Annotated in this window: 19 protein-coding genes; 13 read left to right on the top strand and 6 right to left on the bottom strand. The window is 56.2% G+C overall.

All coding sequences use genetic code 11. From position 1 onward, the window contains the following. Positions 1–2: 2 nt before the first annotated feature. The 4 genes from dnaN (at position 3) to yidA (ending at position 5,730) form a co-directional block, all read left to right on the top strand. Entirely contained in the window at positions 3–1,103 is a 1,101-nt protein-coding gene (gene dnaN, locus FCL49_RS19560) for a DNA polymerase III subunit beta (protein ID WP_012004507.1), read from the top strand. A 168-nt stretch (positions 1,104–1,271) separates the two neighbouring features. Further along, positions 1,272–2,357: a DNA replication/repair protein RecF gene (recF, locus tag FCL49_RS19555; protein ID WP_012004508.1), complete on the top strand. Its 1,086-nt coding sequence runs from the start codon at positions 1,272–1,274 to the stop codon at positions 2,355–2,357. Between the two features lie 18 nt (positions 2,358–2,375). After that, complete coding sequence (gene gyrB, locus FCL49_RS19550; protein ID WP_174354816.1) at positions 2,376–4,790, top strand: DNA topoisomerase (ATP-hydrolyzing) subunit B; 2,415 nt, start codon at positions 2,376–2,378, stop codon at positions 4,788–4,790. 124 nt (positions 4,791–4,914) lie between these two features. Then, the gene (gene yidA, locus FCL49_RS19545) at positions 4,915–5,730 is read left to right on the top strand and encodes a sugar-phosphatase (RefSeq protein ID WP_174354815.1); all 816 of its coding nucleotides are present in this window, start codon (positions 4,915–4,917) and stop codon (positions 5,728–5,730) included. A 45-nt stretch (positions 5,731–5,775) separates the two neighbouring features. On the opposite strand, the gene FCL49_RS19540 is transcribed toward yidA, so the two are convergent. From FCL49_RS19540 to FCL49_RS19530, 3 genes are read right to left on the bottom strand one after another with little or no spacing between them, the layout of a single operon-like run. Further along, positions 5,776–6,717, bottom strand: a complete 942-nt coding sequence (locus FCL49_RS19540; protein WP_174354814.1) for an ornithine cyclodeaminase family protein — start codon at positions 6,715–6,717, stop codon at positions 5,776–5,778. Then, positions 6,704–7,672, bottom strand: a complete 969-nt coding sequence (locus FCL49_RS19535) for a threonine/serine dehydratase (RefSeq protein ID WP_174354813.1) — start codon at positions 7,670–7,672, stop codon at positions 6,704–6,706. Before FCL49_RS19535 ends, FCL49_RS19540 begins: the two co-directional genes overlap by 14 nt. Beyond that, positions 7,669–8,274, bottom strand: a complete 606-nt coding sequence (locus tag FCL49_RS19530; protein WP_174354812.1) for a helix-turn-helix transcriptional regulator — start codon at positions 8,272–8,274, stop codon at positions 7,669–7,671. The genes FCL49_RS19535 and FCL49_RS19530 overlap by 4 nt, the downstream gene beginning before the upstream one ends. Before the next feature lie 306 nt (positions 8,275–8,580). Here FCL49_RS19530 and FCL49_RS19525 point away from each other — a divergent pair, with 306 nt between their 5' ends. The 6 genes from FCL49_RS19525 (at position 8,581) to FCL49_RS19500 (ending at position 14,877) form a co-directional block, all read left to right on the top strand. Further along, on the top strand, positions 8,581–9,279 hold the full coding sequence (locus FCL49_RS19525) for a FadR/GntR family transcriptional regulator (RefSeq protein ID WP_174354811.1): 699 nt from the start codon (positions 8,581–8,583) through the stop codon (positions 9,277–9,279). Beyond that, positions 9,276–10,169 (top strand): 2-dehydro-3-deoxygalactonokinase, encoded by an 894-nt coding sequence (locus FCL49_RS19520; protein WP_174354810.1) that lies wholly within the window; start codon positions 9,276–9,278, stop codon positions 10,167–10,169. The genes FCL49_RS19525 and FCL49_RS19520 overlap by 4 nt, the downstream gene beginning before the upstream one ends. Next, positions 10,153–10,770 (top strand): 2-dehydro-3-deoxy-6-phosphogalactonate aldolase, encoded by a 618-nt coding sequence (locus FCL49_RS19515; protein WP_174354809.1) that lies wholly within the window; start codon positions 10,153–10,155, stop codon positions 10,768–10,770. The genes FCL49_RS19520 and FCL49_RS19515 overlap by 17 nt, the downstream gene beginning before the upstream one ends. Further along, positions 10,767–11,915: a galactonate dehydratase gene (dgoD, locus tag FCL49_RS19510; RefSeq protein ID WP_126501183.1), complete on the top strand. Its 1,149-nt coding sequence runs from the start codon at positions 10,767–10,769 to the stop codon at positions 11,913–11,915. Before FCL49_RS19515 ends, dgoD begins: the two co-directional genes overlap by 4 nt. 342 nt (positions 11,916–12,257) lie before the next feature. After that, on the top strand, positions 12,258–13,550 hold the full coding sequence (locus FCL49_RS19505; RefSeq protein WP_174354808.1) for an MFS transporter: 1,293 nt from the start codon (positions 12,258–12,260) through the stop codon (positions 13,548–13,550). Between the two features lie 46 nt (positions 13,551–13,596). Then, positions 13,597–14,877, top strand: coding sequence for a DUF3748 domain-containing protein (locus FCL49_RS19500; RefSeq protein WP_174354807.1), 1,281 nt, complete (start codon positions 13,597–13,599; stop codon positions 14,875–14,877). A gap of 34 nt (positions 14,878–14,911) precedes the next feature. On the opposite strand, the gene FCL49_RS19495 is transcribed toward FCL49_RS19500, so the two are convergent. Beyond that, positions 14,912–15,256 (bottom strand): YceK/YidQ family lipoprotein, encoded by a 345-nt coding sequence (locus FCL49_RS19495; RefSeq protein WP_174354806.1) that lies wholly within the window; start codon positions 15,254–15,256, stop codon positions 14,912–14,914. Between the two features lie 305 nt (positions 15,257–15,561). On the opposite strand from FCL49_RS19495, the gene ibpA reads away from it, so the two are divergent. From ibpA to FCL49_RS19480, 3 genes are all read left to right on the top strand, one after another. After that, positions 15,562–15,975, top strand: a complete 414-nt coding sequence (gene ibpA, locus FCL49_RS19490; protein WP_004950577.1) for a small heat shock chaperone IbpA — start codon at positions 15,562–15,564, stop codon at positions 15,973–15,975. Positions 15,976–16,084: 109 nt separating this feature from the next. Further along, positions 16,085–16,513: a small heat shock chaperone IbpB gene (gene ibpB, locus FCL49_RS19485; protein ID WP_135314580.1), complete on the top strand. Its 429-nt coding sequence runs from the start codon at positions 16,085–16,087 to the stop codon at positions 16,511–16,513. A gap of 167 nt (positions 16,514–16,680) precedes the next feature. Then, entirely contained in the window at positions 16,681–18,339 is a 1,659-nt protein-coding gene (locus FCL49_RS19480; RefSeq protein WP_174354805.1) for a putative transporter, read from the top strand. A gap of 54 nt (positions 18,340–18,393) precedes the next feature. Here FCL49_RS19480 and FCL49_RS19475 read toward each other — a convergent pair whose 3' ends face one another. Continuing rightward, on the bottom strand, positions 18,394–19,647 hold the full coding sequence (locus FCL49_RS19475) for a valine--pyruvate transaminase (protein WP_174354804.1): 1,254 nt from the start codon (positions 19,645–19,647) through the stop codon (positions 18,394–18,396). Positions 19,648–19,781: 134 nt separating this feature from the next. Further along, a complete protein-coding gene (locus FCL49_RS19470; RefSeq protein ID WP_174354803.1) occupies positions 19,782–21,848 on the bottom strand; it encodes an alpha-amylase in 2,067 nt (688 codons plus the stop codon). Positions 21,849–21,933 lie beyond the last annotated feature (85 nt).

Here is a 21,933-nt window from a genome sequence, read left to right as displayed (position 1 = left end):
CTATGAAATTTATCGTTGAACGTGAGCATCTGCTAAAACCACTGCAACAGGTGAGCAGCCCGCTGGGCGGCCGCCCAACGCTGCCAATTCTGGGTAACCTGCTGTTGCAGGTGACGGAAGGCTGCCTGCTGTTGACCGGCACCGATCTGGAGATGGAGATGGTGGCACGCGTTGCCCTGTCCCAACCTCATGAGGCGGGCGCGACTACCGTCCCCGCGCGTAAACTCTTTGATATCTGCCGTGGCTTGCCTGAAGGGGCCGAGATCACTGTGACGCTGGAAGGCGAGCGTATGCTGGTGCGTTCCGGCCGCAGTCGCTTCTCTCTTTCTACGTTGCCGGCGGTGGATTTCCCGAACCTGGACGACTGGCAGAGTGAAGTTGAATTTTCTCTGCCGCAGGCGACCCTTAAGCGCCTGATCGAAGCCACGCAGTTCTCGATGGCTCATCAGGACGTGCGCTACTACTTAAACGGCATGCTGTTCGAAACCGAAGGTGAAGAACTGCGTACCGTGGCGACCGATGGTCACCGCCTGGCGGTGTGCTCAATGCCGATCGGCCAGCAATTGCCATCGCATTCGGTGATCGTGCCGCGTAAAGGGGTGATGGAGCTGGTGCGTCTGCTGGACGGTGGCGATACGCTGCTGCAGCTGCAGATCGGCAGTAACAACATTCGCGCCCACGTCGGTGACTTTATCTTCACTTCCAAGCTGGTTGATGGCCGTTTCCCTGACTATCGTCGCGTATTGCCGAAGAACCCGGACAAAACGCTGGAAGCCGGCTGCGATCTGCTCAAGCAGGCGTTTGCTCGTGCGGCCATTTTGTCGAACGAAAAGTTCCGCGGCGTGCGCCTGTATGTCAGCCAAAACCAACTCAAGATCACCGCCAACAACCCTGAACAGGAAGAAGCGGAAGAGATCCTCGATGTCAGCTACGACGGCACCGAGATGGAAATTGGTTTCAACGTCAGCTACGTGCTGGACGTATTGAACGCGCTCAAGTGTGAAGATGTGCGCCTGCTGCTGACCGACTCGGTTTCCAGCGTGCAGATCGAAGACGGTGCCAGTAAGTCTGCTGCGTACGTCGTCATGCCAATGCGGTTGTAGTTCATACCCGTCGTCTTTCAAGCTGCAGCGTTGTTAGCTGCACTAGCTTACCCCAGTTACTTAGTTAAGTAAGCGCCTGGGGATAAGCTAGCTGGCCGCCTAGCCGCAACTTGAAATCCATAGGGTATATAAGGTTGAATAACTTACCGTCATGGGTAAAGAGATTGCATGGCTCTGACGCGTTTACTGATTAAAGATTTCCGTAATATAGAAGCTGCCGATTTGGCGCTGGCGCCGGGATTCAACTTTCTGGTGGGTGCCAATGGCAGCGGAAAGACCAGCGTGCTTGAGGCGGTGTATACCCTTGGGCACGGGCGGGCGTTTCGCAGCCTGCAGGCCGGTCGGGTGATCCGCCACGACCAGCCTGAGTTTATTTTGCACGGCCGTATTGACGGTGCAGAGCGTGAAATATCCGTAGGATTAAGCAAGAGCCGTCAGGGGGACAGCAAGGTGCGCATCGATGGCAGCGACGGCCACAAAGTGGCTGAACTGGCGCAGCTTTTGCCGATGCAACTGATTACCCCCGAAGGTTTTACCCTGCTAAACGGTGGGCCGAAATTCCGGCGCGCCTTCCTGGACTGGGGCTGTTTTCATAACGAACCCGGTTTTTTCACCGCCTGGAGCAACCTGAAACGGTTACTGAAGCAGCGCAATGCCGCGCTGCGCCAGGTCAGTCGCTATGCGCAGATCCGTGCCTGGGATCAGGAATTGATCCCGTTGGCCGAGCGTATCAGCGAGTGGCGGGCAGCTTACAGCGACGCGATTGCCGCGGATATTACCGCGACATGCGCGCAGTTTTTGCCCGAATTTGCCCTGAGTTTCTCTTTCCAGCGTGGCTGGGACAAAGAGAGTGACTACGGAGAGCTACTGGAGCGCCAGTTTGAGCGCGACAGGGCGTTAACCTATACCGCGGTGGGGCCGCATAAAGCGGACTTTCGCATCCGTGCCGATGGCACGCCGGTAGAGGATTTGTTATCGCGCGGTCAGCTGAAACTGCTGATGTGCGCGTTGCGCTTAGCGCAGGGTGAGTTTCTCACCCGGCAGAGCGGGCGGCGTTGCCTGTATCTGATTGATGATTTTGCCTCCGAGCTGGACACCGGCCGTCGCCGGTTGCTGGCCGATCGCCTGAAAGCCACCCAGGCCCAGGTTTTTGTCAGTGCTGTCAGTGCTGAACAAGTGACCGATATGGCCGGTGAAAAGGGCAAGATGTTCCGCGTGGAACAAGGTAAAATAGAGGTTCAACCACAGGACTAAAATGAGCGAGAAACGTTGATGTCGAATTCTTATGACTCCTCAAGTATCAAGGTATTAAAAGGGCTGGACGCGGTGCGTAAGCGCCCGGGCATGTATATCGGCGACACCGATGATGGCACCGGTCTGCACCACATGGTATTCGAGGTTGTGGACAACGCTATCGACGAAGCACTCGCTGGCCACTGTAGTGACATCCAGGTGACCATCCATGCCGACAACTCCGTTTCGGTACAGGATGACGGCCGTGGTATCCCGACCGGTATTCACGAAGAGGAAGGGGTTTCTGCGGCACAGGTGATCATGACCGTACTGCATGCCGGCGGCAAATTTGATGACAACTCCTACAAGGTTTCCGGCGGTCTGCACGGCGTAGGGGTTTCTGTTGTTAACGCCCTGTCCGAGAAGCTGGAACTGGTTATCCGTCGTGAAGGCAAGGTGCACGAGCAAACCTACGCCATGGGCGAGCCACAGGCGCCGCTGAAAGTGGTCGGTGAAACCGATCAGACCGGTACCACGGTGCGCTTCTGGCCGAGCTATGAAACCTTCACCAACAATGTCGAATTTGAGTACGACATTCTGGCCAAGCGCCTGCGCGAACTCTCATTCCTGAACTCTGGCGTGTCTATCCGCCTGAAAGACAAGCGCACCGACAAAGAAGACCACTTCCACTACGAAGGTGGTATCAAGGCGTTTGTTGAGTACCTGAACAAGAACAAAACTCCGATCCATCCAAACGTGTTCTATTTCTCAACCGTGAAAGACGACATCGGTGTGGAAGTGGCGCTGCAGTGGAACGACGGTTTCCAGGAAAATATCTACTGCTTCACCAACAACATTCCACAGCGTGATGGGGGTACCCACCTGGTTGGTTTCCGTACCGCGATGACCCGTACCCTGAACAGCTACATGGATAAAGAAGGCTACAGCAAAAAAGCCAAAATCAGCGCCACCGGTGACGATGCGCGTGAAGGCCTGATTGCCGTGGTTTCGGTGAAAGTACCGGATCCGAAGTTCTCTTCTCAGACCAAAGACAAGCTGGTTTCTTCCGAGGTGAAAACCGCGGTTGAGACACTGATGAACGAGAAGCTGGTCGATTATCTGATGGAAAATCCGGGCGATGCGAAAATTGTCGTCGGTAAAATCATCGATGCGGCACGTGCCCGTGAAGCGGCACGTAAAGCGCGTGAAATGACCCGTCGTAAAGGCGCATTGGATCTGGCCGGCTTGCCGGGCAAACTGGCAGATTGCCAGGAACGTGACCCGGCGCTGTCCGAACTGTACCTGGTGGAAGGGGACTCTGCGGGCGGCTCTGCCAAGCAGGGACGTAACCGTAAGAACCAGGCAATCTTGCCGTTGAAAGGCAAAATCCTCAACGTTGAGAAAGCACGCTTCGACAAAATGCTGTCTTCGCAGGAAGTGGCGACGCTGATCACTGCGCTGGGCTGCGGCATTGGCCGCGATGAGTACAACCCGGACAAGCTGCGTTACCACAGCATCATTATCATGACCGATGCCGACGTCGATGGCTCGCACATCCGTACGCTGCTGTTGACCTTCTTCTACCGTCAGATGCCGGAAATCATTGAGCGCGGTCACGTGTTCATTGCTCAGCCGCCGCTGTACAAGGTGAAAAAAGGCAAGCAGGAACAGTACATCAAAGATGACGAGGCGATGGATCAGTACCAAATCGCCATCGCGATGGACGGTGCAACCTTGCACACCAACGCCAGCGCCCCAGCGCTTGCCGGTGAGCCATTGGAAAAACTGGTTGCCGAGCACTACAGCGTGCAGAAGCTGATCGGTCGCATGGAGCGCCGCTACCCGCGCGCACTGCTGAACAACCTGATCTACCAGCCGACTTTGTTGGAAGGCGATCTGAGCGATCAGGCCAAGGTTAAGACCTGGATTGATTCGCTGGTGAAATTGCTGAACGACAAAGAACAGCACGGCAGCAGCTATGACTCGGTGATCTTTGAGAACCGTGAGCGCCAGATGTTTGAGCCGGTACTGCGCATCCGTACCCACGGTGTGGATACCGACTACGCGCTGGACTTCGACTTCATCCACGGCGGCGAATACCGCAAAATTTGCGTGCTGGGTGAAAAACTGCGCGGCCTGATCGAAGAAGATGCCTTCATCGAACGTGGTGAGCGTCGTCAACCCGTTGAAAGCTTCGAGCAGGCATTGGAGTGGCTGGTGAAAGAGTCACGCCGCGGACTGGCAGTACAGCGTTATAAAGGTCTGGGCGAAATGAACCCAGAGCAGTTGTGGGAAACCACCATGGATCCGGAAAGCCGCCGCATGCTGCGCGTGACCGTGAAGGACGCCATTGCTGCTGACCAACTGTTTACCACCCTGATGGGTGATGCGGTTGAGCCTCGTCGTGCCTTTATCGAAGAAAATGCCCTGAAAGCGGCAAACATCGATATCTAACGCATTGATGGCTGTGAAAATCCGCGCCGGGCAACCCGCGCGGATTTTTTTACGCCTTTTTTGGCGCTGACATTACACGCTGAAACGCGTTAGCATGGGGAAAAACCACTGGGAGAAGGCTCGAATGGCTATTGAATTGATTGCGATTGATATGGACGGCACGCTACTCAACCCGCAGCACCAGATTACGCCGGCGGTAAAGCAGGCGATCACCGAGGCACGCCGCAAAGGGGTGCATGTGGTGCTGGCAACCGGACGGCCCTATGTCGGCGTGCAGGACTATCTGCGACAGTTGGATATTCAGGGGCCCGGTGATTTCTGTATAACCTATAACGGCGCACTGGTTTTACAGGCGGTAGACGGTGCCTGCATCCTGCAGGAAACGCTGGGTTTTGAGGATTATCTCTATTTCGAGCAGATGGCTCGCGAGTTGGGCGTCCATTACCAGGCATTTGATTTTGACACTCTGTATACCCCAAACAAGGATATCGGCAAATACACCGTACATGAGTCGGAGATGACCGGTATTCCGCTGAAGTACCGCAGCGTGGAAGAGATGGATCCTGAGATTCGTTTCCCGAAATTGATGATGGTCGACGAGCCAGAGTTACTCGATAGCGCCATTGCCCGCATCCCGGCCGAAGCTCGGGAACGTTACACCATCCTGAAAAGCGCGCCTTACTTCCTGGAAATTCTGCACCAGAAAGTAGATAAGGGGACCGGGGTGAAAATGCTGGCCGATCATCTTGGTATTGCGCGTGAAAACGTGATGACGCTGGGCGATCAGGCCAATGACACCGCGATGATCGAGTATGCCGGCGTTGGCGTGGCGATGGGTAATGCCATCCCGGAACTGAAAGCGGTAGCGCAGTTTGTTACCAGCACCAATACCGAAGACGGTGTAGCCCGCGCCATCGAGAAGTTTGTGCTGAATGCCTGACAGTGATTCGATTTAAAGGGGCGCAGTCGCGCCCCTAAAAACATTCTATATCCGAGCCAAAATACCCTTCACAATCTGTACGTCCTGAATCGCCAGCCCGGTCAGATCGGCCAGCGTGATTTGCTGAGCATCGCTGCGCACTTTTATCCCCTGAGCCAATGCCGTACCCAATTCGACGATCGGCGTCGATTTAAGTAAACCCTGCCGATAAGCGGTGGCGATCTCACCATAATCTGCACACTGTGCCAAAGCATCCACTAACAGCACATCCGCCCTGGCCACCAGATCGGCCGCCAGCTCCTGCTTGCCCTGGGCGTCAGCACCGACGGCGGTAATGTGGGTACCGGGCTGAATATCCGCCGCTTGCAGAATAGGTTCGCGGCTCGGGGTGGTGGTGACAATCAACCGACAGTGCGCCGCCAGTTCCGCGGCATCCTGGGTGATATTCACCCGGAAGCCTTCGGCTTCGACATCGCGCCGATAGGCTTGCAAAGCCTCTTCGTTACGGCCCCATAGCCAAACCTCACGGCAGGCGGTCAGGGATTTTAGCTGTTGTAACTGCAGTCTGGCCTGCATGCCGCAGCCGACAATGCCAATCGCCGGGATCGATGCTGGAGCACAGAGCTCGGCGACAATGCGTCCGGCCAGCGCGGTACGTAACGCAGTTAACCAACCCTCGTCCAGCAACAATGCCTGGGGTTCGCCGGTTTGCGCCGAGAAGGCCATCATCAGCCCCTGATTACTGGCCAGCCCCTGCGCGGGATTACGGTAAAAGCCAGAGGAAACTTTGACGACAAATTGTTCGTCCCCCTCCAGCCAGGCCGATTTAATGCAGCAGTCACCCGCCGCCTGTTCAAACAGAAAATGCTGCACCGGCGGTTGTTGCACCTGCCGTTGGGAATAGGCAATAAATCCCTTTTTTAGCAACAATGTGACGGCATCTGCATCGAAAGCTTCAAGGATCTGCCGCTTATTAAGGATTTTCATCGGCGATTGCCTTGAGGTATTTCTCCAGCACAATGTTTTTCCCGCACAGTACCACCGCCACTTTTTTGCCCTGAAATTCCGGTGCCAGTTTGATGGCAGCGGCCAAGGCCACCCCGGCAGCACCTTCAATAATCCAGCGATCGCTGGCGGCAATCTGGCGCATGGCCTGTTTGATTTCCGCTTCACTGACCAAGACTTTGCGGTCAATCACCTGCTGGCACAGCGGGAAGGTGATCGCATCCGGCTCAACGCCGCCGGCGGTACCATCTGACAGCGTGTCCTGTTCTTCCACCGGATAGATGTGGCCCGCCTGCAGTGCGCTATACATGCTGGTGGCATTTTCCGGCCAGCAGGCAATCAGTTGGGTTTTCGGCGATAATTGCTGCAAAACGGTACCAATTCCTGAAATATAGCCACCGCCACCCACGGCAACAAACACCGCATCCAACTCCGCCTGCTGCTCTACCAACTCCATGCCGCAGGTGCCCTGACCGGCAATCACCTGTGGGTCGTTATAGGGCGAGATATAGACTTTGCCTTGCTCAGTGGCTGCCTTTTCTCCCGCCTGCTCGGCATTCAGTGCGTCGCCAGGTATCAGTTCCACTTTGCCACCCAGCGCACGGATGGTCTCCAGTTTAATCGCAGCCGCCGTTTCTGGGGCATATACCGTCACGCTGACGCCCATCAGTTTGCCAGCCAACGCGACGGCCTGGCCGTGATTACCGGTCGAGGCGGCGATCACCCCGCGGCTGCGCTGCTGGTCATTCAGCAGCCGCAGTTTGTTGCTGGCGCCGCGAAATTTGAAAGAGCCGGTATGTTGCAGATGGTCGCACTTCAGATACAGCTCGCAACCTAACTGCTGTGACAGCAGTACGCTGCGTTCCAGCGGGGTCACGCGAACCTGCGGGCGCAATTGCTGATGGGCGGAAACAATCGCGTCAAATAGCTGACTCATACAGACTCCTTGATATTTTTCAGATAGTTGTAAACGGTCGCGCGGCCGATACCAAGGATCTTGGCGACGTAGCCGGCGGCGTTTTTTCCTTTGAAAGCCCCCTGGTGATAGAGCGCCTCCACCATGGCCCGCTTGCCCGCACCGTTAAGGGTGCCGAGCGTTTGTTGGCGCTGTTGCAACCATTGATGAATGAAGGTGTTGATGCGTTCCTGCCAGTCATCCTGGAACAGCACGTCCGGCTGTGGTTGCAGGGCATTGCCACCCAGGAAGACTTCCAGCGCAGCTTTGGCGCTTTCCAGCACGGTGATATCAAGATTGATGCACAACAGGCCAATGGGGCCACCGTTATCGTCGCGCAATACCGCGCTGATAGAACGCAGTTGGCTGCCATCCCAATTGCGCTTCAGATAGGGGCCGATCACCTGCAAGCCTTGATCGCCCTGTAGCTCGCTCAGGTTGGAGTCTTCGCCCAGCTCACGCTGTGAGCGGTTATTGCTGATGTAAACCAGCTTCTGGCTGGCGAGATCATGAAGTGCCACTTCGGCGTAAGGGGCAAACAACAGCGTAATGGCATCGGCGATGGCGTGGTAGCGACTCAGCATGGTGAACTTTCATTTGGATTTAAAAATCCAATTTAGAATTAATTTTCTAATTTGTAAACCGATAAGCTTTCGGATCCGTTCCAACGATGATCATTCGACGACTGCCATTGGTTATTGGCATCCCCACCAACTTGAGTTGTCTATTTTGTGATCCATATTGTAGTACAACATTTATTTTTGGAGCTACAATATGACCATTGTTGTTGAGGTGAGTTATCAAGATTGTGCTGCAACCGCAGGACGCCAATGGGAGACGCGGGTAAAGTAAATCCGTTATCACAGCATGGCGAATGCCACGGAGAAATCATGAACAAGCAGCAGATCGGTAAAACCGACCGCATCATTATCGAGATGGGCCAGCAGATCGTCGGTGGCAAATATGTCCCGGGGGCGGCACTCCCCGCAGAAACGGAGCTGTGCGAAGAGTTTGAAACCTCGCGCAATATCATCCGCGAAGTCTTGCGTGCGCTGATGGCCAAACGGTTGGTGGAGGTGAAGCGCTATCGTGGCGCATTCGTGACGCTACGCAGCCAGTGGAATTATCTGGATACCGACGTCCTTAATTGGGTGCTGGCACAGGATTATGATCCACGGCTGATCGCCTCGATGAGTGAGGTGCGTAACCTGGTGGAACCCACTATTGCCCGTTGGGCGGCGGAGCGTGCTACCTCCAGTGAACTGGCGGTGATCGAGGCGGCGCTGAACGACATGAAAATCCACCATCAGGATCGCGAACGCTTTAATGAGGCCGACATTCGCTATCACGAAGCGGTGCTGGCGGCGGTGCACAACCCGGTTTTGCAGCAGCTTAGCGTGGCGATCAGCTCGCTGCAGCGCGCGGTGTTTGAGCGCACCTACATGTCGGATGAGGACAATATGCCACGTACTCTGCGCGAGCATCAGGAGTTGTATGACGCCATCCGTCATCAGGATGCGAATGCCGCAGAGCAGGCGGCACTGGCGATGATCGCCAGCTCGACCAAACGCTTAAAGGATATAACATGAGTGACAGCTTTATCGCGATTGACTGGGGTTCCACCAACCTGCGCGCCTGGCGTTACGAACAGGGCATCTGCGTTGATAGCTTGCAGTCGCAGGCTGGTGTTACCCGCCTTGATGGCCGCACGCCGCAGCAGGTTTTCAGCGAGCTGATGGCGCGTTGGGCGGAGCCGCTGCCGGTGGTGATGGCAGGGATGGTCGGCAGCAATGCCGGCTGGCTGCAGGTGCCTTATCTGCATTGCCCAACCCGCCTGACCGAGGTTGCCCAACAGTTAACGACGGTAGAGCAGGCTTTACCTTATCGGGCCTGGATTATTCCGGGCATCTGTATCGAACGTGAAGATAACTGCAACGTCATGCGCGGTGAAGAAACCCAGTTGATTGGCGCCTATGCCGAACAGCCGGCGACGCTGTATGTCATGCCCGGTACCCACAGCAAATGGGTGCGCATGGAGGGTGACACCCTGGCGGATTTCCGCACGGTGATGACCGGCGAATTGCATCATTTGCTGCTCAGCCATTCGTTGATTGGCGTGGGAGTGAATGAACAACGGCCTAATCCACTGGCGTTTACCAACGGATTGGAAGTCGGCATGAATGAAAGCCACATCGTGCGACGTTTATTTGAAACCCGCGCCGCTCACGTGCTCGGCAAACTGGAAAAAAGCGCCGTCAGTGACTGGCTTTCCGGCTTGTTGATCGGTAACGAAGTGGCGCAGATGCAGCGTGAATACCCGCTGCCGCCTGATGCCGCATTAACGGTGATCGGCAACCCGCAGCTTGGCGAGCGTTATGCCCAGGCACTGACTATGGCCGGGATACGCCACCAGATCCTGGAGGGCGATCGGGCTTTCCAATCGGGAATAAGGAGTATTGTGCATGAGCTGGAACACTGAACTGCCGCTGATCGCCATCCTGCGCGGCATTACGCCGCAGGAAGTGGCTGATCACGTGCAAACCTTGCTGCAGGCGGGGTTCGATGCGATTGAAATACCGATGAATTCGCCGGACTGGCAGCAAAGCATCGGCGATACGGTGAAGAAATTCGGCGATCGCGCCCTGATCGGTGCCGGCACCGTGCTGCAACCTGCGCAGGTGGAAGAGTTGGCCGCGCTGGGGGGCCAGCTGGTGGTGACCCCCAATACCCAACCGGCGGTGATCCGTAGGGCCGTGGCGCTGGGCATGACGGTTTGCGCCGGTTGTGCCACCGCTTCGGAAGCATTCAACGCGCTGGAAGCCGGTGCCCAGGCATTGAAGATTTTCCCCTCGGTCTCCTTTGGCCCGGATTACATCAAGGCGCTGAAAGCGGTACTGCCGCCTCAGATCCCTGTTTTTGCCGTCGGCGGCATCACGCCGGAAAACTTGCATCTGTATCTGGCCGCAGGCTGCGTGGGGGCCGGGTTGGGGGGCGATCTGTATCGCGCCGGCCAATCGGTGGAACGCACCGCTCAGCAGGCGGCCGCTTTTGTTCGAGCCTATAAGGAAGCCACTCAATGAAAATAACCAAAATGACCACCTATCGGCTGCCGCCGCGCTGGATGTTCCTGAAGATTGAAACCGATGAAGGCATCGTCGGTTGGGGCGAGCCGGTGATTGAAGGGCGTGCGCGCAGCGTGGAGGCGGCGGTGCACGAGCTGTCGGAATACGTGGTGGGCCAGGATCCCGCGCGGATTAACGATATCTGGCAGACGCTCTACCGCGGCGGTTTCTATCGCGGCGGCCCCATCCTGATGAGTGCGATCGCCGGTATTGATCAGGCGCTGTGGGATATCAAAGGCAAGGCGCTGGGGGTTCCGGTTTATCAGCTGCTGGGCGGTCTGGTGCGCGACAAAATCAAGGCGTATAGCTGGGTCGGGGGCGATCGTCCTTCCGACGTGATCGCCGGTATCAACAAGCTGACGGAAATCGGCTTCGACACCTTTAAGCTCAACGGCTGCGAAGAAATGGGCATTATCGACAGTGCGCGCAAGGTGGATGCTGCGGTGGCGGTGGTGGCGCAGATCCGCGAAGCCTTTGGCAATCGTATCGAGTTCGGTCTGGATTTCCATGGTCGTGTCGATGCGCCGATGGCTAAAATCCTGATTAAAGAACTGGAGCCGTACCGCCCGCTGTTTATCGAAGAACCGGTGCTGGCGGAACAGGCCGAGTACTATCCGCGCCTGGCAGCGCAGACGCATATCCCGATTGCTGCCGGTGAACGTATGTATTCGCGTTTTGATTTCAAACGGGTGCTGGCAGAGGGCGGCCTGGCGATTATTCAGCCCGACCTGTCTCACGCCGGTGGCATCACCGAATGTTTCAAGATCGCTGCCATGGCCGAGACCTATGATGTGGCGCTGGCACCGCATTGCCCACTGGGGCCGATTGCGTTGGCTGCCTGTTTGCATGTGGATTTTGTGGCGCGTAACGCGGTGTTCCAGGAGCAAAGCATGGGCATTCACTACAATCAGGGGGCCGAACTGCTGGACTACGTAGTGAATAAAGACGATTTCAAAATGACCGATGGCCATTTCTACCCACTGACTAAACCGGGTCTTGGGGTGGAGATTAACGAAGAGCTGGTGATCGAGCGCAGCAAACAAGCGACGGACTGGCGTAATCCCGTGTGGCGCTATCCTGACGGCGCAGTTGCCGAGTGGTAATACAGCTTTAAATAATAATTATTAAATTCATTCTGAAAAGATACTTCAATGGTGTCTCGCTTGACGTCGCCGTCAGGCGAGGGACAAACATGAAATAAATAATGAGAGGCTAAGCAATGAATAATCAGTCGCAATTCTCAATTATGTGGGTTTTATTATTCTTTTAAGAAAAACATATATCGTTAACGTATTTCCATAACAGGTTAATGCCGCCGTCAGGTGGGTTTTCCTCAGTGTGTCATCTGAGAATTTTAAATCATCACCAGTAAATCTACTCGGCGGCGCTACCCTACAACATCGCACCGCTATTATTAAAATCCGAAAAATAACGGAATAACGATAATGGATACAACCTTGACCTCAGCACCAAAAAGTAAGCGCCGCTATCTAACGTTATTAATGATATTTGTCACCGTGGTGATCTGCTATGTCGACCGCGCTAATCTGGCAGTGGCTTCGGCGCATATTCAGCAGGAGTTCGGCATCAGCAAGGCGCAGATGGGCTATATTTTCTCTGCTTTTGCCTGGACCTATACCCTGTGTCAGATCCCTGGCGGTTGGTTTCTGGATCGTGTCGGCTCAAAGCTGACCTATTTTATTGCCATTATGGGCTGGTCGATCGCCACCTTGCTGCAGGGGTTCGCCAGTGGCCTGGTATCACTGATTGGCCTGCGTGCGGTGACCGGACTGTTTGAAGCGCCGGCATTCCCCACCAATAATCGCATCGTCACCAGTTGGTTCCCCGAGCAGGAGCGTGCTTCGGCGGTGGGGTTCTATACTTCCGGGCAGTTTGTCGGGCTGGCGTTTTTGACGCCGCTGTTGATCTGGGTACAAGAGATCCTTAGCTGGCACTGGGTGTTCATCATCACCGGCGGTGTCGGTATCGTCTGGGCGCTGGTGTGGCAGCGTGTTTATCAGTCGCCGCGCAACAGCAAAGGGGTGAATGACGCCGAGCTGAAATATATTCAGGCCGGTGGCGGTATGGTGGACGGCGACGTGGCGTCGGAAAAGAAAAACCGCGTCGCGCTCACCGCCGCTGACTGGAAACTGGTGTTTCACCGCAAGCTGGTGGGGGTGTATCTCGGCCAGTTCGCCATTACCTCTACGTTGTGGTTCTTCCTCACCTGGTTCCCGAATTATCTGACGCAGGAAAAACACATTGCCGCACTGACCGCCGGTTTTATGACCACGGTGCCCTTCCTGGCGGCGTTCTGCGGTGTGTTGTTATCCGGTTTTGTTGCCGATCGCTTGCTGCGCAGCGGTCGTTCAATTGGTTTTGCGCGCAAAACGCCGATCATCTGCGGGTTGTTGCTATCTACCTGCATCATGGGCGCCAATTACACTGACGATCCGCTGTGGATTATGGTGCTGATGGCGCTGGCATTCTTTGGCAACGGTTTCGCCTCCATTACCTGGTCGCTGGTGTCATCGCTGGCACCGACCCGGTTGATTGGCTTGACCGGTGGGGTGTTTAACTTTGTCGGCGGGCTGGGGGGCATCACAGTACCGCTGGTGGTGGGCTATCTGGCGCAAGATTATGGTTTTGCACCCTCACTGATTTATATCGCCGTTGTGGCTCTACTCGGCGCGTTGTCGTATCTGCTGTTGGTGGGTGATGTGAAACGCGTCGGCTGATCCGGTAAGATGGCGGCTCAGTGCCAGCATGAGCAGGGGAGCCGCCATGAGCCATCGGGAAAAACAGCTGACTTTTGATCCACGTGGGCATCAGCTAACCAATATTAACGTCTGGACGCCGGACAGCCAGTGGCTGGCTTACGACGTACGCCCGAGCGGCGCTTCTTTCACCGGCCTGAGCATTGAGCGGGTGAACGTCGACAGCGGCGTGGTAGAAGTGGTGTACCGTGCCCAACACGGTGCTCACGTGGGCGTGGTGACCGTCAGCCCGGACGCACCGGCCCGTTATGTATTTATCCACGGCCCGGAGCATCCTGATAGCGTTTGGCATTACGATTTTCACCATCGTCGCGGAGTGATTGTCAGCGAACCGGATCGCGAGCTGGCCATTACCCTCGATGCGATGGATATCACCGCGCCCTATACTCCCGGCGCACTGCGCGGCGGCACTCACGTGCACGTATTTAGTCCGGACGGCAGCCGCCTGAGCTTTACTTATAATGACCATGTGATGCATGAGCTGGACCCGGCGCTGGATCTGCGCAACGTGGGGGTAGCCGTGCCATTACAGGGCGTGAATCCTCCCAAGCAGCATCCGCGTGAATATGACGGCAGCCATTACTGCGTATTGGTCAGCGAGACAACGCCACAACCGCAGCCGGGCAGTGACCAAATTAATCGGGCCTATGAAGAGGGCTGGGTTGGCCTGGGCGGTTATACCCGGCCTGATGGGCGGCAACAGCGCTGGGCGCTGGCGTTTATTGGCGATACGATTTCCAGCAGCGGCGAAAAGCTGCCGGAGGTGTTCATCGTTGATTTGCCGCAGGATGATGCTGATTACGCCAAAGCCGGTGCCCGGCCGTTGCAAGGTACTGCCACCCATTTACCTGCCCCCCCGCTGGGGGTACGCCAACGTCGACTGACCTTTACCGGCCAGCGACGTTTCCCCGGTGTGGCGACCACTCCCCGCCACTGGCTGCGCAGTTCACCCGACGGCAGTATGATTGCCTGCCTGATGAAGGATGACGCGGGCGTGGTACAGCTGTGGGTTGTCTCACCCAACGGCGGCGATCCGCGTCAGGTCACGCAGGGTGAGCAAGGTATTCAATCGGCGTTCAGTTGGCATCCGCAGGGCGGTCGTATCGCGCTGGTGTGTGATAACAGCCTGATGTTATGTGAGGTAGCCAGCGGACGGATGCAACGCCTGACGCAGCGAACGACATTACCGCCTTCGGGGGACGCTATTGTGTTCTCACCTGACGGTAGCAAAGTGGCGTTTATGCGTGAGATCGGTGGATTCAGCCAGATTTTTGTGGCCGAGGTGTGAGTAACGGCGGGCGAACAGCCCGCATCAGAGTCGCTTAATGTGGGGTTGCCGTGGCGGCATGGGCGGGGTCACCGCTGGCGGCCAGATTCTGTTCTTCGCCACGCAAGATACGCGCTTTCGGCGAGTCTGCGGTACCGTCACTGCCGGAGCGCATATAGTCGTAAGGCAGTAACACCGTGTCCATCACCGCCGAGAATGGCAGATCCAGCGCCACCAGTGGCATCATCGCCCAACTGGTATTGTCGTCCCTCAGCACGTCCATGCTGGCACGGGTACCCGGATAGTAGCCCTGATTCGGGCCGGTGTGACTCATCACGCTGGAGCAGCCGTTGGTCGCTAACAGCATGCAACTGGTTGCTATGACTCTTATCGTTTTCATTATTCCATCCTGCAGGGTGCTGTTCCCCAAAAATCTGCTGATCTATAACATCTTGTGGATGTTTTAAAAGGAGCAAGAGCCCGCTCTGTGGCGGCCGTCTCAGTTTATTGTAAGGGATAAAAAAACTTTCGCCGCACTGATTATCATTTTTTTGATCATCGCCGCTTGAAATGGTGAAAGCCACCCCCATTTTCTTATCAGAAGTAAATTAAGAATTCGCCGTAAGGGAATTCTGATTATTTAGCCTGTCCATGATGGAAGGCCTAATTATTAAACCTCGCTGAAGTGCCTTAGGAGGCTGTTTTATGCGTAATTTCGATCTTTCTCCACTCTACCGTTCCGCGATTGGCTTTGACCGTTTGTTTAATGCGTTGGAGGCGGGGCAGAGTCAGGGTAATGGCGGCTATCCCCCTTATAACGTTGAGCTGGTGGATGAAAATCATTACCGCATCGCCATCGCGGTGGCTGGGTTTGCCGAGCAAGAACTCGAGATCACGACTCAGGATAACCTGTTGATTGTGCGTGGTGCTCATAATAACGAACCAGCGGAAAGAACCTACTTATATCAAGGCATTGCCGAGCGCAACTTTGAACGTAAATTCCAGTTGGCCGAGCATATCCAAATTAAAGGCGCCAAATTGGAAAACGGCCTGTTGTATATCGATATGGAACGTATCGTGCCGGAAACATTAAAACCGCGCCGGATAGAAATTAAATAATTCTTATTTCATCGGCGGAATGAACCGCCGCTGCAATGAATGTTAGTTAACTTGCCTGCCGTCAGGGGGCGATTAAACCTCATCTCGCTTCATAGAAGGAGTTAATATTATGCGTAATTACGACTTATCCCCACTACTGCGTCAGTGGATCGGCTTTGACAAATTGGCCAGTTCAATGGGCGGCCAGGAGCCGCAAGGGTTCCCGCCATACAACATCGAGAAAAGCGACGATAACCACTACCGCATTTCTCTGGCGCTGGCCGGCTTCAAACAAAGCGAACTGGATATCGAAGTCGAAGGCCCACGCCTGACCGTGCGCGGTAAGCCGACGCCATCGGAAAAACAGGTGGAATATCTGCATCAGGGGCTGGTGTGCAAAGAGTTCACGTTGACCTTCACGCTGGCTGAGCATTTGCAGGTGTCCGAGGCCCAGTTTGAAAATGGCCTGCTGCATATCGATCTGGTGCGCCAGGTGCCGGAAGCCCTGCAGCCACAGCGGATTGCCATCGGCACCACGCCAGGGCTGGAAGCCAAATAACCGACTGAGAAACAGTTAAATTTTCAGGGGGAAGTCCTTATGGGCTTCCCCCTTTGCTTTCTGTGGCACAAGCCACAGTCACCCTTTCCCGCCTGTGCCAGAATCCCTGTTAATTGTGTGCTTTTAACCGCAAACCGGTTGTTAAACTTCTGGCAAGGATGTGAGCTATGAGCGAAATCGCCCTGACCGTCAGTATGTTGGCGTTGGTGGCCGTTCTCGGGCTGTGGATGGGTAACTGGAAAATCTATGGGGTAGGGCTGGGCATCGGTGGGGTGCTGTTCGGTGGCATTATCGTTGGGCATTTCGCCCAGAGCTGGCAGCTCAATCTTAATGGCGACATGCTGCACTTCATTCAGGAGTTCGGCCTGATCCTGTTCGTGTACACCATTGGTATTCAGGTCGGACCGGGTTTCTTCTCCTCCTTGCGGGTCTCTGGGCTGCGGCTCAACGGCTTTGCCATTTTACTGGTGCTGGTCGGTGGGCTGGTCGCGGCGGTAGTTCACAAGCTGTTTGCCGTGCCGTTGCCAATCATTCTCGGCGTGTTCTCCGGGGCGGTCACCAATACTCCCGCGCTCGGTGCCGGGCAGCAAATCCTTACCGATTTGGGTTCAGATCCGGCACTGGTCGATCGCATGGGTATGGGTTACGCCATGGCCTATCCGTTTGGCATCTGCGGCATTCTGTTGGTGATGTGGCTGATACGCCTGTTTTTCCGCATTAATATCGAACAAGAGGCGCAGGCGTTTGAAAGCAGCCTGGGCAACCAGCGCGAACTGTTGCACACCATGAACGTGGCGGTGCGAAACCCGAATCTACAGGGAATGGCTATCAAAAATGTCCCCTTGTTGAACGGTGAGGATATCATCTGTTCTCGCCTGAAACGCGGCGATTTGCTGATGGTGCCGGCCCCGCTGGAGAGGCTGGAACTGGGCGATTACCTGCATCTGGTGGGCAAGCGCGAAAGCCTGGAAAATGCCCGGCTGGTGATTGGCGAAGAGGTCGACGTCTCGCTTTCAACGCGCGGTACAGAGCTGCAGGTGGTGAGAGCGGTGGTGACCAATGAGAAGGTGTTGGGCAGCAAAATCCGCGATCTGAATCTCAAGCAAAAATACGATGTGGTGATCTCGCGCCTCAACCGTGCCGGGGTCGAACTGGTGGCCGGCAGCAATGTGACGCTGCAATTTGGTGACATCCTCAACCTGGTGGGGCGGCCCGAATCCATCGAGGCGGTGGCGGCGATTGTCGGCAACGCCCAGCAGAAGCTCCAGCAGGTGCAAATGCTGCCGGTGTTTATCGGTATTGGTCTGGGCGTGCTGTTGGGATCTATCCCGCTGTTTATACCGGGCTTCCCGGCGGCACTGCGGCTGGGGTTGGCCGGTGGCCCGCTGGTGGCGGCGCTGATCCTTGGGCGTATCGGCAGCATCGGCAAGCTGTACTGGTTTATGCCGCCCAGTGCCAATCTGGCGTTGCGGGAACTGGGGATCGTGCTGTTTCTGGCGGTGGTCGGGTTGAAGTCGGGTGGCAATTTTGTCGATACGCTGATCAATGGCGAAGGGCTGGCATGGATTGGCTATGGTGCGCTGATTACCGCTATCCCACTGTTCAGCGTGGGCGTATTGGCACGGACGGTGGGCAAGATGAACTACCTGACGCTGTCGGGCATGCTGGCGGGGTCAATGACCGATCCGCCGGCGCTGGCCTTCGCTAACGGCCTGCACCCGACCAGCGGTGCTGCCGCGCTGTCTTACGCCACGGTTTATCCTTTGGCGATGTTCCTGCGCATCATGTCACCGCAGTTGCTGGCGGTACTTTTTTGGGCAATGTAAAAAACTGGGCGATGTAAAACGACGGGGCGCCACTTGGGTGCCCCGTCTCAACGATCAGCCCGCTTCCTGATGCGCGCGTTCAATCTCTTCCGCCAGGATCGCCACGCCACGCTCAATCTTCTCCGGATCCGGCACGTAGTTCATCCGCATGCACTGATGGGTATGCGGCCATTCGTGCTCCAGCCCCGGGAAGAAGTAGTGGCCCGGCACCATCAGCACGCCACGTTTTTTCAAACGTTGATAAAGCAGCTCGGTGGTGATCGGCAGGTCCTTGAACCACAGCCAGAGGAAAATGGCCCCTTCCGGTTTATGGATCAGGCAGCGTTCCGGTGACAGGTAGCGGCGAATGATCTCGATAGTGTGCTCGACACGCTGTTTGTAGAAGGGGCGGATCACTTCGTTGGACAGGCGCAGCAGGTCGCCGCGTTCAATCATTTCCGTTGCCATCGCCGGCCCCATGCTGCCCGGTGACAGGCTAATGATGCCGTTCATGTTGGTCAGGGCGCTGATGGTCTTTTCATCGGCGATCACAATGCCGCAGCGTGAACCGGGCAGGCCGAGTTTCGACAGGCTCATGCACAGAATGATGTTGGGGTTCCACAGCGGCGTTGCGTCGCTGAAGATAATGCCGGGGAAGGGCACGCCGTAGGCGTTATCGATCACCAGCGGAATGTTGCGCTGCTGCGCCAGTCGGTCGAGCTTCATCAGCTCTTCGTCGGTGATCACGTTGCCGGTCGGGTTGGTCGGGCGTGATACGCAGATCATGCCGATATCATCGCCGATGTTCAGATGTTCGAAATCAACGTGATATTTGAACTGACCTTCCGGTAGCAGTTCGATGTTGGGTTTGGCCGAGACAAACAGCCCTTCGTCCAACCCGGCATCGGCATAGCCGATATACTCCGGCGCCAGCGGGAACAGTACGCGGCGGCGGCTGCCGTCGGCATAGCGGCCGGCAAACAGGTTAAACAAGTAGAAAAACGCGCTCTGACTGCCATTTGTCAGTGCAATATTCTGTGGAGAGATCTGCCAGCCTAGCTCGTCGCGCAGCAATTTGGCCAGCGCTTTCAGCAGGGAGTCTTTGCCCTGCGGGCCGTCATAGTTACACAGCGCCTCGGTCAGTTTGCCCTGGTCGAGCATGTCCTGACACAGTTGCTTGAAGTAGCTTTCCATCTCTGGAATTTGCGCCGGATTACCGCCGCCAAGCATGATGGCACCGGGGGTGCGCAGGCCTTCGTTCAGGTCATCCATTAAACGGGTAATGCCCGCGTAACGGGTAAATTTGTCGCCGAAAAGTGAAAAAGTCATAGGTGCAGCTGTAGTGTTTTTAGCAGGTAATCGCCCACCATACCGCCTGACAATTTCCGGCGCAATGCGGTTCATAAAATAACCATCAGGCGTAAACTTCACCTGATGGTTATTTCACAGCATATTTATCTCAATTAATGTGACCGATCGCCGACCCACACCACCATCACCTTATCGTCACCGAGCTGACGGCTGAAGGCGTAGTATTGCGCCGTTTGTTGCGACTGTTGTTTACCTGCACCTATTGCCGGGTGGCGAGCGCGGAATTGACCCAGCCGCTGCCAGTGCGCCAGCAGCGGGGCTTTGTCGCCCTGCAGCTCGCTCCAGTTCATATCGGAACGGGTGCCCTGCAACGGGTCCGAGCCGCTCGGCCCAAGCTGACGGCCACTTTCATCACCGTAGTAAATTTGCACCGCGCCGGGGGCCAGCAACAGCAGATCGGCGGCACGCTGTTGCAGTGCCAGCGACCCTTTGGCATCACTGGCAAAGAACAGCCGGGTATCGTGCGAAGAGATATAACTTAACACGTTGAAATTCTGCAGCTTGTCGGCCATCTGTTGATAGGTGGTGTCAATACTGGAAAAGCAATTCAGCGCCTGCGACGCCTGATCCTGAAAATCAAAATTGATCATCGCGTCGAAGCCGTTCTGGTAATAGTCGCTTTTCATCACGCCATGGCCCCAGGCCTCACCGGTCATCCAGAATGGGGCGTTATCCAGCGCCTGTTGCGGATGAGCGGCTTTCCACTCGGCCAACGCCGCCGTGGCACGCTGTTTCAGCAGCGCCAGCGTCGGTTTCTCTACGTGTTTGGCGGTGTCGATGCGAAAGCCGTCAATGCCGTAATCGCGTACCCATTGGCTGAGCCAGGTAGTCAGGTAGTCGCGGGTTGTGGCACCGGGAATTTCGTGCGCAGCAGTGTCGGGTTTATGGCGATAAAACAGCGGCAGACCGCTGGCACCGGGCGCTTCAGTTTTGATGTCCGGGAGGAAGGCCAGCGACATGGTGAGGTCGTCATAGCCCGGCGAGTCGTAGTCGCCGATATCGGTACGGATCCAGTTTTTACCCCACCACGTATCCCAACCGGCCTTATCGCTGAAGTTGATGTAATCATTGAAGCTATGCCAGTTTTGGCCTGCCGCCGGTCGCCAGTCCCCCCAGTTTTTACCCAGCGTTTTTTCGATCTCTGCCCCTTTCAGATACAGCGAGCCGAACTGGAAGGTCTGCATATCCGCCAGCGTGGCGTAACCGACGTGGTTCACCACCACGTCGAACAGAATGCGGATACCACGCTGGTGGGCTTGCTCGACCAGCGTGCGCAGATCCTGCTCGCTGCCCATGTTGGCATCGAGCCGGGTCCAGTCCAATGCGTAGTATCCGTGATAGGCGTAATGCGGGAAGTCGCCCTTGGTGCCGCCACCGACCCAGCCGTGGATCTGCTCCAGCGGCGAACTGATCCACAGCGCATTGACGCCAAGCTGTTGCAGATAGTCGAGTTTTTGCGTCAGGCCGGCCAGATCGCCGCCGTGGAAGGTGCCTATCTCCTGCATACCGTCGCTGCGACGGCCGTAGCTGTGGTCGTTGGCCGGGTTACCGTTTTCAAAGCGATCGGTGAGGGCGAAGTAGACCGTGGCGTTGTGCCAGTTGAACGGCGCGGCTTTCTCGCTGTTTGCTGACTCCAGCAACAGTAATCCTCCGCTGCCTGCGGCCGGTTGCAGGGTGACTTTGCCCTGGCTGACCCTGGTCGTTTGGCCAGAATAGAAATCACGCACCCTTTCGCCTTCGGCAAAGGTCGCCGCCACGTCAAGAGTGACCGGCAAGCCGTTCCAGCGTGGGCAGGTGCGCGCTACCGTAGCGGCGGCGATTTCCGGTGCGGTTTTTAGGCTGAGCTGCAACGTCGGCGTACCGCTGCGGGTGTCGATGCGCACCTGATATTCGCCGGCGCGGAACAGCCGCCAGTTAACCGGTGGGTTATCGCCGCAAGGTTGCAGCGACAGGGCTTGATTCAGTTTGGCCGCAGTGGTCGGCTGCCAGCACTGTTGGTCCTGGTAAATCTTCAGCGGCAGTTCGCCCTTGGGCAAGGTGGCGTGGCTGGTGAACAAGCCGCTGGCGGACTCGTCAAAGGCCGGGAAGCCTTGCAGCGTCCAGCTCGCCATTGCCGCCGGTGACAGCAGCATCAGCAGGGAAAGGGTCAGGCGTTTCATGGCTCTCCTTACGCGTGGCAGGAAGCGTTTTTCTTGTAGGGTAATGCCCAGTGTGACAAATGATGAAAAAGTCGCCTCATCCCAA

The organism is Serratia proteamaculans (assembly GCF_013337185.1).
Classification (GTDB): Bacteria; Pseudomonadota; Gammaproteobacteria; order Enterobacterales; family Enterobacteriaceae; genus Serratia; species Serratia proteamaculans_D.
Note: the sequence above shows the minus strand (reverse complement) of the source record. Positions and strands in the feature narration are given on the sequence as shown.

Excerpts from the sequence above, each read along its gene's own strand:
- dnaN (WP_012004507.1), top strand. The coding sequence starts at position 3 with ATGAAATTTATCGTTGAACGTGAGCATCTGCTAAAACCACTGCAACAG.
- recF (WP_012004508.1), top strand. The coding sequence starts at position 1,272 with ATGGCTCTGACGCGTTTACTGATTAAAGATTTCCGTAATATAGAAGCT.
- gyrB (WP_174354816.1), top strand. The coding sequence starts at position 2,376 with ATGTCGAATTCTTATGACTCCTCAAGTATCAAGGTATTAAAAGGGCTG.
- yidA (WP_174354815.1), top strand. The coding sequence starts at position 4,915 with ATGGCTATTGAATTGATTGCGATTGATATGGACGGCACGCTACTCAAC.
- FCL49_RS19540 (WP_174354814.1), bottom strand. The coding sequence starts at position 6,717 with ATGAAAATCCTTAATAAGCGGCAGATCCTTGAAGCTTTCGATGCAGAT.
- FCL49_RS19535 (WP_174354813.1), bottom strand. The coding sequence starts at position 7,672 with ATGAGTCAGCTATTTGACGCGATTGTTTCCGCCCATCAGCAATTGCGC.
- FCL49_RS19530 (WP_174354812.1), bottom strand. The coding sequence starts at position 8,274 with ATGCTGAGTCGCTACCACGCCATCGCCGATGCCATTACGCTGTTGTTT.
- FCL49_RS19525 (WP_174354811.1), top strand. The coding sequence starts at position 8,581 with ATGAACAAGCAGCAGATCGGTAAAACCGACCGCATCATTATCGAGATG.
- FCL49_RS19520 (WP_174354810.1), top strand. The coding sequence starts at position 9,276 with ATGAGTGACAGCTTTATCGCGATTGACTGGGGTTCCACCAACCTGCGC.
- FCL49_RS19515 (WP_174354809.1), top strand. The coding sequence starts at position 10,153 with ATGAGCTGGAACACTGAACTGCCGCTGATCGCCATCCTGCGCGGCATT.
- dgoD (WP_126501183.1), top strand. The coding sequence starts at position 10,767 with ATGAAAATAACCAAAATGACCACCTATCGGCTGCCGCCGCGCTGGATG.
- FCL49_RS19505 (WP_174354808.1), top strand. The coding sequence starts at position 12,258 with ATGGATACAACCTTGACCTCAGCACCAAAAAGTAAGCGCCGCTATCTA.
- FCL49_RS19500 (WP_174354807.1), top strand. The coding sequence starts at position 13,597 with ATGAGCCATCGGGAAAAACAGCTGACTTTTGATCCACGTGGGCATCAG.
- FCL49_RS19495 (WP_174354806.1), bottom strand. The coding sequence starts at position 15,256 with ATGAAAACGATAAGAGTCATAGCAACCAGTTGCATGCTGTTAGCGACC.
- ibpA (WP_004950577.1), top strand. The coding sequence starts at position 15,562 with ATGCGTAATTTCGATCTTTCTCCACTCTACCGTTCCGCGATTGGCTTT.
- ibpB (WP_135314580.1), top strand. The coding sequence starts at position 16,085 with ATGCGTAATTACGACTTATCCCCACTACTGCGTCAGTGGATCGGCTTT.
- FCL49_RS19480 (WP_174354805.1), top strand. The coding sequence starts at position 16,681 with ATGAGCGAAATCGCCCTGACCGTCAGTATGTTGGCGTTGGTGGCCGTT.
- FCL49_RS19475 (WP_174354804.1), bottom strand. The coding sequence starts at position 19,647 with ATGACTTTTTCACTTTTCGGCGACAAATTTACCCGTTACGCGGGCATT.
- FCL49_RS19470 (WP_174354803.1), bottom strand. The coding sequence starts at position 21,848 with ATGAAACGCCTGACCCTTTCCCTGCTGATGCTGCTGTCACCGGCGGCA.